Here is a 13,727-nt window from a genome sequence, read left to right as displayed (position 1 = left end):
AAAACGCCTGTTTGCGCTCCCGGAGCGACCAGTACTGCAGAGTAACCTATCTCAGAAAAGATTCGGCTTTCATCGTTGCCGGCACCGGTACGCCCAGCCGTTCGAGGACGGTTGGCGCAAGTTGCAATTGGTCTAGCAGGACATCGTCTTCAGGTCCTTCGCCGGCGCCGAAATAATAAAGCGCGAAATCCTGCATATCGTCGCTGCGGCCGCCATGATGACCGCGGTCCGTCTGGCCGTGATCGGCCGTCACCATAACCTCATAGCCTGCTTTGCGCCAGCGCGGCAGAAAAGTGGCCAGCATTGCGTCCATCGCAAACAGCGCATGGTCCATCTCGCCACAATCATGACCGAAGCGGTGTCCCATCGAGTCCAGCGTGCAGGTGTGGAGAATGCCGTAGTCGATGCCGCGACGCTCTGCCAGCATGGTCAGCGTGGCAAACAAATCCGTATCGCTGGGCGTCATCTGGTTCTGGTGATTGTAACCGGTCATCGTGTGAAAACGACCATGGGTGATCGGTCCGCCAGGTTCGTCATACTCGATGTCGCGGACGAGATCAAAGGGCACGCGGTTGAAGAACATCGACCAGAACGAATGCGTGACCGCCCCTGTCTTGCCCCCCGCTTTCACAACCTCGGAAAATATGTCGGGCTGTTCTACCCGAAACAGCGTTTCGTTGGAAACGACATAGTGGACCTGCGGCGACACGCCAGTGTGGATCGAGGCGTAACAGGAGGCGGACGTCGACGGCAGGACGGAGCGCATCTTCCAAACGCGCGCCTCGCCCGACTGCACCCAGCCTTCGAGGTTGCCCATATATTTGCGCCAGTTGCGCCATGGCAGGCCGTCGAGGACAATGAGAAGAAGTTTCGAGCGAAGCGGCATGCAGTGTCCTTGCTATGTGGGGACCAGGTAAACGACAGCCTCAAAGATGCACAAAAATCTTCTCATCCTCAACCGCAACCGGAACCGGAAAGTTCTTGCCCGTACTTTCCGGATCGACCAGGAAGGCGCCGCTGCGGATGTCTAATTCCCAACCGTGCCAGGCGGCGGAACCAGTTCCCCCGCTCTTAGACGAACTCGCGGCTGTCAGTCTATTTGGTCAGCCGCACGTCGGTTCCCTGGCAGATCGCGGCAGAGCTTCGGGCAGCGTTGCGGTCCTTGCGTTGAGATCAAATAGTTAGATGAGCCGTTTGCTGGGGTGTGGGCGCTGCGTACAATCCAGGGGTCAGATTGGGGCTCGTGGGCATGTGGCTGACGCTTAGCATACCGCCGATACGAGGAAATAGAAGGCGCCGAAGCCAGAGGACGTCAGGTTCCGAGGTGACGGCGCTGGATGGAACGAAGTTCACGCGGATCCAAGATGACGACCGAACGCCGCAGCCGGACGGCCTGATCTAGACTTCCATGGCTTCGGGCTGACAAACGGTCGAACCAGGGAACCTTCTTGAGGACGAAACTGGCACCGGGTGATTTCGACGAATTCGATACGTGTCGTCGTTAAAGTAGCACCCGAACGCGAGAGCCGCTCCGCACGCAGATGCCTGCTGTTGTTGCGATTGAAACCATGAGCGTTTCGGAATCCGTGGCCAATCGGGACGTCAGGGTACCGAGTAAATTCCCCGTGCTGGAACGTGAAAGATCATGAGTCGTCACCAGATACATACCCATTTGCCGCAAATATAAAGTGACCATGCCTTTCGAACAATGCTTGTCCGCGGGCGCTTCTCCATTGCAGACCACACTTGATGGAGGACTGAAGTTAAGTGAACAACAATCGTCTGCTCATGTTATCTTTACGGATGACAAGTAGTATTGCACGACCGGTGCGAAAATCCCTTCAATGTGGAAATCTGTATGAAGCCTGGCGTCAGTGATCTCCTGCTCCATATCCAGAATGAAATTCTGGAAGCTGTGACCTCTGGTGATCCACTGCGCGACATTGCCGATTTGCTGTGTCGCAGGATCGAGAATCTGGTTCCAACCATTGTATGTTCAGTGCTTACAGTTGACCCGGACCAAAAGCTTCACCCGCTGGCTGGGCCAAGCCTGCCTGACGCCTACTCTGAGGCACTCGACGGAATCGAAGCCGGCCCCACGGTCGGGTCGTGCGGAACTGCGGCTTACCGAGGCGAACCCGTCATCGTTTCTGACATAGAATCCGATCCGCTCTGGGCTGATTTCAAAGCTCTGGCGCTGCCACTTGGACTTCGAGCCTGCTGGTCTACTCCTATAAAGTCGCGCGATGGACGCGTGGTGGGTACATTTGCTTTCTATTACAAAACAGTCCGGACACCTGATGAACTGGAGAGGCGAATCGTCCAGACCTGTGTTCATCTGTGCGCAATCGCCATTGAGCATGAACAGGTGCAGGCGCGCGATTATAAGCTCGCTTATTTTGACGCGCTGACCGGGCTATCCAATCGAACCCGCTTTGATGAAATGCTTTGCCGGCGGGTTCATGACCAAGCCGCTTTCGGGCTACTTCTGGTAGATATCGATCACTTGAAATCTGTCAATGATACTATGGGACACCTGGTGGGCGACTTCGTGATCAAAAGTGTGGCCAACATGATTGGCAAGGACCGTCCAGGAGAGACAGCGTTCCGGCTGGGCGGGGACGAATTTGCAGTCATCATTGATGGTGTCACAACTGCAGAGGGTCTGGCTGGCGCTGCTCAAGGCATTCTTCATAGAACCAGTGGTCCCGTAACTGCCGGATTGGACACACTTTTTCCCAGCGTCACCATCGGCGGAGCCCTGTTCGGAGCCGATGGCGTTGAAGCAAATATGTTGCGGCAGAATGCGGATTTTGCGCTTTATCACGCAAAGGAGACAGACCGGGGAGGCTATGTTCAATTTCGTCCCGAGCTTCGCACCTCGATCATCGACCGTATCCGCGCAATCCGCAATGTGGACGCTGCATTGGCAGAGGGCCGCATAACGGCATATTACCAACCAATCGCGCAGCTGGCGTCATCAGAAGTTGTCGGCCTGGAAGCTTTGGTCCGCATGACTGATCTACAAGGCGGCGTATCCCCTGCAGGCGATTTTGCTGCTGCGTTCTCCGATACCAAGATAGCCTCGCGTGTTACTGAGAAAATGCTGAACCAGGTTGCATCCGACATTCGCGAATGGTTGGATCTCGGTATCCCCGTGGAGCACGTCGGGATCAACGTGACGACCGGGGATTTTCAATATGGAAATCTCCAGGCGAAGATCGAGGCATGCTTCGCAAAGCAAGACGTTCCGCTCAAGCACATTGTGCTTGAGGTTAACGAGTCTGTATTTATGGGCGGCAGCGACCAGTTCGTGGCCAAAGCGGTAAAGCGGCTCCGCGATAAAGGACTGCTTGTTGCACTTGATGATTTCGGCACGGGATACGCTTCCCTTACCCATCTGATAAGCTTCCCGGTTGATGTCATCAAAATCGATCGGTCCTTCGTGGGGGCTTTGGCCAATGGAAAAGCAAGTTCAGTCATTGTCGCAGCTATCATGGACATGGCGAACCGGTTAGACATGCGTGTGATTGCAGAGGGTATCGAATCTCTTGAGCAGGTGCGCCAACTGAGCGAGCTCGGTTGTCAGTTCGGTCAAGGATACCTCTTCGGCAAACCGGTCTCGGCGGCAGACATTAGGGAACTCTTATTGGAGCAGCATCGTAGAGCGCATACGCGATCCGGCATCTATCCATCCTGGTATTAGCGGACAGGCAACAGCAACTGTTGGCCTTGAAAATGTCGCCTTGATGTCACGCTGCAGTTAACCAGGGTCTTCCTCACTTTGTGTGGTTAACAAATCGTTAGTGGTCACGGCGCTAGTGCCAAAGCTGGATCTCCGCTGACATTCTTTAGCGCCATCGCAAAGGTAACGCCCCGTATTGCCCGTCGAATTTGGCGGATGCTGTTGTGCATTACCACTTGCTCAAGCAGAACCGACCCAGTCCGTGCGTGCTGAAGCAATTTTTGAGGCAAGACGCCCTTACCCAACTTGGGCAATGTCGATGTGAGCATCGCCCCACAGATTTGACAGTCGAATGCCCAAGCTCGTCGCTAATGCTTGAGTGCGAGGCTGCGCAGCGTATGGTTCGGACAGGGAATGGAAGCAGTTCCGGATGAGACGTTATGCGATTTTCGGAGCACAAAACGAGCAGTTTTGGTTCACGCCAGAAGGTCTACTAGATTGCCCAGCGACAAGAGGGTGGCAAAGAGACCCCATGTACGTACGGTGTGGACTAGAGGTTTTCTGCGATCATAGGCCCCGCTTGATCATCTCTGCTTCTATGACGCGTCCGCGCTTGATACAGGCAGGCATCTTCTGACTGCCGAATGTCGATTTACACTTGAAACTGGGACTCAGGCATTGAATGTTCTCAATAGTTTACGTGAGACCGACGTGCAATTTTGGGCACTTCAAGTGAGACTGCAGATGGTATTTCAGATACTCAAAATGGGATTGATAGACCGGTCGATCGACCGTAATGTCGCGGCAACTTGTGGCGCTTTTCCGAAAGACACAATGCACTCCAACTCTCGGACCGAAGAAGCGCGGCACGCAAGAAGCCGCGTTCGCCTGGACCGCCGGAAATTACACTTCAATTGAGACTCCAATTCAAAAAATCTCAATTGAAGTGTCGAAGTCTGGCAAAAACTCCCAGAGTCTCAGTTTGAAGTGTAAATCGACATCAGTCGTTGCTATCGCGATGTCCAACTTTCGGATCGTGGTCATTCCTAAGAGCCTCAATCACATAATCGACCAGATCGTCACCGATTGCCTCTTCGAGCTCGTCTTCTCCGAAACCAGCCGCCTTAGCTGCCGCAATCAATTCGTCAGCCAGTCTCTCGCCTTGCTCTTCGATATCGTCAAATGTGTAGTAATGGACATTCCGCCCAACCCAATCCCTTACAAATTTACGTGGCGATTCAGTTCCGCTCATTGAGATCTCCTTAGTGCTAGGCTTCATTAATATGGCTCCCGCCGCCCCTCCTCGCCGACCGCATGATCCCTCAGCATCTTTCACAAACGGACATCGGGATTTCAGATCCTTCCACTGGAACAATACCGCGGTGCCGCACGTTGCTTAGATTGGAGTGCCATCACGAGTAACACGCATTGCTCAGGGCATGAGCCGCGCAGCGGCTAAGAGCACTCTTAGGAACCGTCCATGGATATCACCACCCTTCTAATCGTAGCTCTTCTCATTGTTCTACTAGCCGGAAGCGGTTGGCACGGCCGTGGACACTGGTATTGAGCAATTCCATTCGGCCCGGCCAAGCTGCCGCGTTGATCAACCAGATACCGGATCTGTTTATCGGCATTGTTGAGATGCCGTCCAAAAGGAGCATATCATGAACAACCTCATATGGCTGGTCGGAGCAGTCGTCATTGTGCTTTTCGTACTCGGTTATTTTGGGCTTCGGTAGAAGTGACCTTGCAGCGAGCAGGCTGCCAGGCATGACGGTTATTGACTTGAGAAACGCCACCTCTGTCGACGGGGACGGGTCCTTGGCACGTTCTTGAGCGAAGAGCGAGGATGGGCCCGTCACGGCAGTGAGCAAGCGTCGAGCCTCATGGTACTCGTAGAAGCGCATGGCTCAGCATGTTCCCATCAGCGGAACCGGGGGAGGGCCGCGCTCGCAAGATTCCCGACGCTTGCGGCTTCCTTCGGAACCAACCTGCCTCCGGATCGTTGCTTAACAGTCATGCATCAAGGACAAATCCAATGGTCGAAACTCCTCCTTCCAAGCCTGAACTTGCAGCTGCCGAGGACCTTCGAAAAAATCCGGAAAATCCAATCGCATCTCCCCGGAAAAAGATCAGAAAAAGTGAAAAACCCATCCGAAATCAGGGGGCCAAGGTTGTCGGCCACGCGCGCCAGAAATCCTCTGACCTCTCCGACCAAGCGGTGACGATGGTGTCAAGGGCGACACGAGGCCTGCGCGCGCGGTCGCACACCGTTTCCGAGCTGGCGCGCGACAACCCAGGGACGACAACGTCGGTTCTTGGCGTCGTCGGCGTCCTGGGATTCCTCTTCGGCGTACTGGTTGGACGAGCCCTGACCGATAATACGCGACACAATTGGTATTAACGGCGGCGTCGGGCAATCCACCCGCAAAAGGCAGGTCAGTCTCCCTAGCCGAGCCCAGGCGTTGCTCTCTTCAGAAAATCTGACAAATTTCCAGTAGATAACCGTCGCGAGCCACGCAGCGTCTGAATTCTCAGCATTGCAATTAATTTGAGACTCTTTGCGACTTCATTCTCACGTTAAGCGCAGCAGTTCAGCGTGAACGGCCACATTCTAACAATAAAGTGCAGTGCGACAGAGGGAGCCAGACTCCGATTTCCACGGTCCTTACGAGCGCAACGCCTTGCCAACCGAATTCTCCCGACGCCACGCCGCGGGCGGAATGCCATATTCGCGTCGGAACGCCCTGTTGAACGCGGCTTCGGATTCGTAACCTACATCGAACGCGATCCGCGCGACGGAGTGAGACGAACCCTTGAGTTGCGCTAAGGCCTGCTCGAACCTTTGACGCGCCAGGTAGCGCATCGGCGGCTCGCCGATGACCCGGGTAAACCTTTCCGCAAAGGCCGAGCGCGACAAGGCCGTCTCCCGCGCAAGATCCTCGGTTGTCCAACGCCGGGAAATCTGGCCGTGAAGAAGTCCCAATGCGCGTCCGACGACCGGGTCCTGCAGACCCGCGGTCCATGCATGGGCGGCGGGCGGCTGGGAGGCGAAGTAGCGACGGACGGCCTCCATGAACAGGAGTTCCGCAAGTTTTGCGAGGATCGGCGGCGATTTCACCTGACCCTCCGCAAGTTCCTTCGCGGCGAAGCGGAACGAGCTTTCGATCCAGCCCCCCGAGGCCCCGTCGGAGACGTTGAGCTTCAAGACGCTCGGCAGCATCGCGATGAAGGCGTTGTGCGGAAGATCGTTGCCCAGGAAGCCGCACAGTATCAGCGTCCGCTCTCCGCCACCGCCATACACGATCTTCGCCAGCCCGCCGTCCGGATCGGCCTGAATCAGATGCTCCGCGCCCACGGGCCGGAGATTCAACGCGCTTCCCAGGACGTGACCGTCATTGCGCGGCAGAACGACAATCTCTCCGCGCTCGACGGGCACCGGCGGCTGATTGCCCACCTTCAGAAGACAACGTCCTGCGGTGACATAGTGGTAGGCGATGATGTGGCGCGGCTCGGGCGTGAACGGGCTGCAATCCTCCGGACCGACCTTTGCCGTGACGCACCACGGCGCGGTGAAATCCGCATCGAGAAAGATGCCGCCCGTAAAGCGCATGGTGCGCATCATATCCAGAATAGCGTCCATCCAATTCCCGGCTGAGTTGGCGGATCGGTCAAGTCTTCCGGCGTCCCGCTCATTCCGCCGGCTTCTCCGCAAGTCTAGTTTAGCACCGAAGCCCCGCCTCGGGCAGCGGCCACAGACGAATGTTCTGGATTCCGCATGCGACGGAGGCATTAACCGGATGGAGATGACCAGCCATGAGAATGGACAAGCAAGGAAACGCCCTGTCGGGCGCCACGAACGAAGCCGCAGATCTCTTCGATCAGGCGGTGGAAGCCTTCAACATATATCGTGGCGACCCTGTCGGCTTACTTGATCGCGCCATCGAGACCGCACCCGACTTCGCGATGGCGCACATCATGAAAGCGCACCTGTTCGGCCTGGCGACCGAGCCAGAGGCGACAAAGGCCGCGAAAGACATCCTCGGGAAAGTGAAGGCGCTGCGCCTCTCGGAACGCGAGGCCTCACACGTCGCCGCGCTTGGCCTGCTTGTCGAGGGGCACTGGATCGCCGCCGCCGTTGCGCTCGATCGGCACAATGCACACTATCCGCATGACATTGTGGCGCTCCAGTCCGGTCATCTGATGGATTTCTATCGCGCCAATGCCCGCGACCTGCGCGACCGCATCGCGCGCGTTCTGCCGAAGTGGTCGGCGGACATGCCGGGCTACTCGATTCTGCTCGGGATGCATTCGTTCGGCCTTGAGGAAACCGGCGACTACGGGCGGGCCGAAGCAGCCGGCCGCCGTGCGGTCGACCTGCAGCCGCTTGACTGCTGGGCGCATCATGCCGTCGCCCATGTGATGGAGATGCAGGGCCGCGCCGAAGACGGTATCGGCTGGATGATCGCGCGCGAACCGCACTGGTCCGGCGACGACAACTTTTTCAAGGTCCACAACTGGTGGCATCGGTCGCTGTATCATCTCGACCTCGGCCAGACCGACGAGGTCTTCGCGCTCTACGACGGACCGATCCGGCAGGACCGTAGCATCGTGGCGCTCGACATGGTCGACGCCTCGGCGCTTCTGTGGCGGCTTCATCTCTCCGGCAATGACGTCGGTGACCGCTGGAAAGAACTCGCGACAAGTTGGGACAGCCACGCCGACGGCCGCACCTATCCGTTCAATGACTGGCATGCGGTGATGGCCTATCTCGGGACAGGCCGGTTCAGCGAGGTCGAGCGGATCATCGAAGGCTATCGGGCCAGCCCCGTTGCGTCCGATGTCGCCGAATGGGGCCGGCGCACCGCCGTGCCTCTGGTCGAAGGATTCGCAGCCTTTTGGCACGGCGACTATGAAACCGCAGCCGACCGTCTGCACGGCGTGCGTTTCATCGCCAACTCGTTCGGCGGCAGCCATGCCCAGCGCGACATCATCGACTGGACGCTGGCCGAGGCGACCGTTCGCGGCGGCCTTACCGGCATGGCCGAGGCCATCGCCAGCGAACGCCTGGCGCTGAAGCCCCACAGTCCGGTCAACCGGAGCTTCCTGACGCGGGCCGGGACTAGTGCATCGCCGGACAGGAAGGCTCGTGAGGCGGCCGCACCCAATCACTCATCGTTCGGGCGAGTTGAACGAACAGTCGCCCCCAAAACCATGAACCATCTCGCCATCATCGTCCGGGACGACTCCTACGACAAGATGCTCACCCCGCTGACCTTTGCCTACACCCAGGCCCGGAACGGCGTGAAGGTCGACATGCTGTTTCTGCTCTGGGCGGTGAAAGCGTTGACTAGCGACGGAGCGGCCTCACTCACAATGGACGGCCGGCATAAGGACGACGCCGACTGGCTACGAGCCCGCATGACCAAGGACGGCGAGCCCACCGAAATCGAAGATTTCCTGAAGCTTCTCGTCAGCACCGGGAATGTTCGTCTCTACGGATGCCGGTATGCGGCGCAGACCTTCGAGGTCAAGCCCGATGATCTCATTGCAGAGGCGGACGGGATCATCGATCCTGGCTGGTTTCTAACGGAGAAGGCGGTCAAGGCGGATCACTGCCAGTATTTCTGACCAGGGGCTTCGGGCGCGCGGATCACCAGAAAAGGCCATGCGCCACTCGTTTTGCGTTTTTAACGATGCTCTCACGGGCGTTTTGCGAGCGACGAACGTGCCCGTGGGAAAACCGGCATCGCAAGGCAACGCCAATACTGATGCAACCATAGAAGAAAGGCCAATACTATGATGACCTCATTTCTCGTTAGAGCCTTCCGGTTTTTGCGGCCGCGTCGGGAGCAAAGGGTTTCCGATCATCGCCTGCTCGATCAGCTTGATGATCATACCCTGCGCGACATCGGTTTGCGCCGAGGCCCATCAATCCGTGTGCTCGAATTGATGTACTCCGATTGACGTGTTCAGGTGCAACGAACTATCCAAGAACCGTTAAATCACAATGTGACAACGCCGCTATGTGCGCTGCCGGCAATGTGAGGTCAACCGCGCAGATCAGGCCCGGTGCGTTCCGTGCTCGACGAGAGGCTCAGATGCCGAGCATCTTCTTGGCTTCGTTGAGTGCAGCCTCTGATCCGGCGTGATCGCCAGCGGCATGCAATTCTTCGCCTTTGACACGCAGCGCCTTGACTTTCGTCATATCGGCCTCCGAGAGGGTTGCGGTTGGCACGGCCGCATCGATCGCGGCCATGATGCTGGGGCAAGAATTAGCAAAGGCGGTCGCGGAGACAAGCGATAATAAAAATGCAAACAAAACTGAACGTAACATGGCCGTTCCTCCCTGACCGGTCCCCGGAAAGCGCCACCGTCGACAACCGGCGCTTGAATGGTACATGGTTGGGTTCTGCCACGTCAATCAATAGAGTGGGGACGGCTTCCTCGATTTCTCAATGATATCGTACGAACGCGGGAGTTATTGATAAACGTTCGTTTGAAAATGCCGATAATCGCGGATTTTCCGCATTTTTTGATTGTCGCCTGGAATTCTACAATCACTGCATCGATCGTGAGAAATACTTGATGATATTCTAGATTCCACAAAGCCTGCTTTGCGTGGCAACAGGGGTGGCCAACATCCTGTGGCACCCTGCGCGTCTTCACTAACGCCTTGTGTCGGGGGTTCGAATCCCTCCTTCGCTACCATTTTCTTGTCCCACATCCTCCCTATCATCACTAAAGCCCTTGTATATGCTGGCTTTCGCGGCCAATCTCTTTTCCATACTTTACCGTGCTCAATCACCTATACCCGGAAAAAACGGGGTATTTTTACGGGTATAGCATGGCCGCGTACGGGTATTTTGGGATGACAGATGCTAACCGATGTCCAGATAAGAAAAGCGAAAGCAGCCGAAAAGCCCTTTAAAATGGCTGATTCAGGGGGTTGCACCTCTATGTCAGCAAGGCTGGTGGCAAGCTTTGGCGCTACCGGTACATGTTCGCCGACAAGGAAAAACTGCTCTCTTTAGGCTCCTACCCGGACATGTCACTATTAGACGCAAGGGCAGCCCGCGACAAAGCGAAGGCCGATCTAAAGAAGGGCCGTGATCCGAGCGTTACGAAGAAGATTGAGAGACTGACGGTGAGTCAGGAGGCCGGAGACACGTTTGAACTGATAGCCCGGCAATGGTTTGCGCTTCAGAAATCACAGTGGGTAGCAAGGCATGCTGAGAAGGTCATAGAGAGCCTGGAACTGCACGTCTTTCCCTCTTTGGGCTCATTGCCAATAAGGGAAATCACGGCTTCACAAGTCTTGTCTGTGCTTCGGACCATCGAGGCGCGCCCGGCCATCGATACCGCGCGCCGGGTACGACAACGCATGTCGGCAGTGTTCGTTTATGCCATCGCTTCCGGTCGAGCCAAGGACGATCCAGCGGCCATTGTACAAGGCGCTATGGCCCCTCTCAAGAAGAGCAGACAACCAGCGATTACTGATCTCAACCAAGCCCGAGAAATTCTGCAGAAGGTAGACAATGAGGCCGCTCACCCCGTCACAAAGCTTGCAATGCGATTGCTGGCACTGACAGCTGTGAGGCCGGGAACGCTAATTACTACACCATGGACAGAATTCGCTAATGTCAGCGAGCAAAATCCTGTCTGGCAGATCCCAGCGCAGCGCATGAAACTCCGTCTAGCCCACAAAGAAGATGAAGCGCGCGACCATCTTGTGCCCTTGGCGAAACAGGCGCTGGAGACCATAGAGACATTGCGCCAGATCACGGGCAAAGGTCCGCTTGTCTTTCCGAATACCCGGCACGCGCACAAACCGATGAGCGAAAACGCACTTGGCTATCTGCTGAATCGTGCTGGCTATCATCACCGGCATGTGCCGCATGGCTGGCGTTCAACATTCTCAACCGAGATGAACGAGCGATACCCGGAATATAAAGACGTGATCGATTTCATGCTCGCGCACATTCCGAAAGACAAAGTCGAGGCAGCCTATAACCGTGCTCTTTATCTGCCAAAGAGAAAGGAGCTTGCTCAGATTTGGGCTGATTTGATTCTGAAGGATACTAAACGGCCTGCTGAACTATTGACGGGGATGAGACACAACTAGCGCATCCAACCGAAGAGACGGAGATTTGACGGTTTCTTCGGGCTCTGCGAATTTGTCTTTGGAGAAAATCATGGCCATCGATTGGATATCCACGGTTCAAGAACAAGCGGAAGTCGTCGCACGAGTAGCGGAAGACGTAGCCCGTACACTTGAGCTTCCCGATCTGAGTGATGCCCAAGCCTTGAGGCTGCACCTTATGGTCGAACAGGGCGCGTCCACCTTCGATAGTATCCTCGATGAAATGGACGAACATGACGTGGAAGACGATCTTTTCGAAGCCGCAGCAGACATTGCCGACACCTGGACGAACCTCTCAGTATCAACAGCAAACAAGCTACGTGCTTTGGAGGGTTTGGCGCCGATAAAGTTTCCGCCAGACGCACCTAGCGACGACTGAGCGCCACCACAAGCCGGTCTAGAGCCCGGCTAGAACCTATTCCTTTTCCCAACTTTCGCGTAGTCGGGTGAGTCTGGCCCTCATTATTGGATCGTCATCAATGCGAGCTGCTCGGGGACGTTTTGTGGGAATAACCGGGCTTTCCACTTGAGGCGGACTCTCTGCACTCGCGGGCGCAGAAATCTGCTTCTGCTCGATCAGATCTACTTCTTCTGCCCGGATGCGCAGCAATTTGCCTCCTAGACGGAACGAAGGCAGTTCGCCGGTAGCAATCATGGTCCTGACATGTCGCTCTGAACACTGCCAACGTTGCGCCAACGTTCTAGGCGTAAAGACTGTGGGTCCCACCATGGTTTTATATCCTCAATCGAGTGGCTCCCATTCAATTGAAATCTCACCACCTAAGGCTTTGATGGCTTTTCCAATCGCTTTATAGTTTGGATTCGCTCCTAACCACCCGGGCCTTGTAAAATATCTGCCCGTGCCACTCATTGTGTCCAACATTGGCATCGTAATTTCCATTGAAAGACAACGCTCTCGAATTTCATCGATCAGATGGACGCCAGACGATTTGTAGGATTTTGCACCCTTTATCCCGTACGATTTGGCAGCAGCACGCACCATAGCATCGCTTGCAAATGGGAATGCTTTCCGCAGCTCGTTCCAATCGCCTTTCGCATAGAGCTTTCGGAGAAGTGCGATTTCTCGACCTTTCCAGATATGCCGCTCCCGTTGCTCTTGTGGGCCTCTGCATTTCGCACGGATGGCCTCTCTGGTCCGCGTCGGCAACGCTGCAAGTATCAAATCATAATTCGGGTACAGTCTTCGACAAACCTGTAGTTCCTCGTCAGTCCACCACCTGGCGCTACTCATTGGGCCATTTTACCGTAATCCGACCACCAAGCAGTTTTGCTGCCCTTGCCAGTTTCGACAGATCGATATTTTTATGGGAACGCCAGATGTCTTTGAAATACTGGTTCGTTCCGGCCATTATGTCCAGATCGCGAATGGTGTAGTTGAGGTCGAAGCATCGCTGCCGAATGCTATCGGCTATCAGATTGCCGCATAGCTTATAGGGAACTGATTTCTTAAGGATTCTACGTCGATATAAAACAGACCTCAGACCAACGCTCGTTCGATCATGAAAAAGCTTCATAACCTGACTTATCGGCGAGGTTGCATATGACTTTCTCAGTTGCACATACTCTTCGCCCGACCACCTTCTCGGTCCGTCTTTTACAATCCGCAAATCCGCGCATTTTCGCTTGATAGCGGCACGCGTGCGCTGTGGAAGGCGTCTGGAAACTTCCGAATAGTTTGGGTGGAACTGCCTTAGCACGCTAACTTCGGCCTCCGTCCATAGTGGATAGCCGTTAAATGAAATCCCGGTCTTCAGCAGCTTATTCCGCATTCGCTGTGCCGAGGCCGCATTCTTTGCAACCGTTCGAAAGTCCATGGTTTTGCTCCCATCGCAAGGTCGCAAACCGATTTGAACAATGCAACGAGCTCACCGGGCTTAT

Annotated in this window: 12 protein-coding genes; 5 read left to right on the top strand and 7 right to left on the bottom strand. The window is 55.7% G+C overall.

Annotation, left to right across the window (positions count from 1 at the left end; all coding sequences use genetic code 11):
* Window positions 1-46: 46 nt before the first annotated feature.
* On the bottom strand, window positions 47-886 hold the full coding sequence (locus N8E88_RS05010) for an alkaline phosphatase family protein (RefSeq protein ID WP_262291420.1): 840 nt from the start codon (window positions 884-886) through the stop codon (window positions 47-49).
* A 972-nt stretch (window positions 887-1,858) separates the two neighbouring features.
* Between N8E88_RS05010 and N8E88_RS05005 the strand changes: the two genes are divergently transcribed.
* Window positions 1,859-3,706, top strand: a complete 1,848-nt coding sequence (locus N8E88_RS05005; protein WP_262291419.1) for a putative bifunctional diguanylate cyclase/phosphodiesterase — start codon at window positions 1,859-1,861, stop codon at window positions 3,704-3,706.
* 979 nt (window positions 3,707-4,685) lie between these two features.
* Here N8E88_RS05005 and N8E88_RS05000 read toward each other — a convergent pair.
* Window positions 4,686-4,937 (bottom strand): DUF768 domain-containing protein, encoded by a 252-nt coding sequence (locus N8E88_RS05000; RefSeq protein WP_262291418.1) that lies wholly within the window; start codon window positions 4,935-4,937, stop codon window positions 4,686-4,688.
* 262 nt (window positions 4,938-5,199) lie between these two features.
* Window positions 5,200-5,592 carry a hypothetical protein gene (locus N8E88_RS04995; protein WP_262291417.1) on the bottom strand — a complete coding sequence of 131 codons (393 nt, stop codon included), beginning with the start codon at window positions 5,590-5,592 and terminating at the stop codon, window positions 5,200-5,202.
* Between the two features lie 131 nt (window positions 5,593-5,723).
* On the opposite strand from N8E88_RS04995, the gene N8E88_RS04990 reads away from it, so the two are divergent.
* Window positions 5,724-6,089 carry a hypothetical protein gene (locus tag N8E88_RS04990; protein ID WP_262291416.1) on the top strand — a complete coding sequence of 122 codons (366 nt, stop codon included), beginning with the start codon at window positions 5,724-5,726 and terminating at the stop codon, window positions 6,087-6,089.
* 264 nt (window positions 6,090-6,353) lie between these two features.
* Here N8E88_RS04990 and N8E88_RS04985 read toward each other — a convergent pair whose 3' ends face one another.
* Window positions 6,354-7,328, bottom strand: coding sequence for an AraC family transcriptional regulator (locus N8E88_RS04985; protein ID WP_262291415.1), 975 nt, complete (start codon window positions 7,326-7,328; stop codon window positions 6,354-6,356).
* Between the two features lie 173 nt (window positions 7,329-7,501).
* On the opposite strand from N8E88_RS04985, the gene N8E88_RS04980 reads away from it, so the two are divergent.
* A complete protein-coding gene (locus N8E88_RS04980) occupies window positions 7,502-9,316 on the top strand; it encodes a tetratricopeptide repeat protein (RefSeq protein WP_262291414.1) in 1,815 nt (604 codons plus the stop codon).
* Between the two features lie 466 nt (window positions 9,317-9,782).
* Here N8E88_RS04980 and N8E88_RS04975 read toward each other — a convergent pair whose 3' ends face one another.
* Window positions 9,783-10,022, bottom strand: a complete 240-nt coding sequence (locus N8E88_RS04975) for a PA2433 domain-containing protein (protein ID WP_262291413.1) — start codon at window positions 10,020-10,022, stop codon at window positions 9,783-9,785.
* 612 nt (window positions 10,023-10,634) lie between these two features.
* Here N8E88_RS04975 and N8E88_RS04970 point away from each other — a divergent pair.
* Both N8E88_RS04970 and N8E88_RS04965 read left to right on the top strand, forming a co-directional pair.
* The gene (locus N8E88_RS04970; RefSeq protein ID WP_315975208.1) at window positions 10,635-11,810 is read left to right on the top strand and encodes a tyrosine-type recombinase/integrase; all 1,176 of its coding nucleotides are present in this window, start codon (window positions 10,635-10,637) and stop codon (window positions 11,808-11,810) included.
* Window positions 11,811-11,880: 70 nt separating this feature from the next.
* Window positions 11,881-12,207, top strand: a complete 327-nt coding sequence (locus N8E88_RS04965; protein WP_262291412.1) for a hypothetical protein — start codon at window positions 11,881-11,883, stop codon at window positions 12,205-12,207.
* Between the two features lie 36 nt (window positions 12,208-12,243).
* Here the strand turns inward: N8E88_RS04965 and N8E88_RS31715 are convergent, their stop codons facing one another.
* Together N8E88_RS31715 and N8E88_RS04960 are read right to left on the bottom strand one after the other, a co-directional pair.
* Window positions 12,244-12,558, bottom strand: coding sequence for an excisionase family DNA-binding protein (locus N8E88_RS31715; protein WP_410010542.1), 315 nt, complete (start codon window positions 12,556-12,558; stop codon window positions 12,244-12,246).
* Between the two features lie 514 nt (window positions 12,559-13,072).
* The gene (locus N8E88_RS04960) at window positions 13,073-13,663 is read right to left on the bottom strand and encodes a hypothetical protein (RefSeq protein ID WP_262291411.1); all 591 of its coding nucleotides are present in this window, start codon (window positions 13,661-13,663) and stop codon (window positions 13,073-13,075) included.
* Window positions 13,664-13,727 lie beyond the last annotated feature (64 nt).

The organism is Phyllobacterium zundukense (assembly GCF_025452195.1).
Lineage (GTDB): Bacteria > Pseudomonadota > Alphaproteobacteria > Rhizobiales > Rhizobiaceae > Phyllobacterium > Phyllobacterium zundukense_A.
The sequence above is the reverse complement of the archived record's forward strand: the minus strand, read 5'-3'. Positions and strand labels throughout refer to the sequence as shown.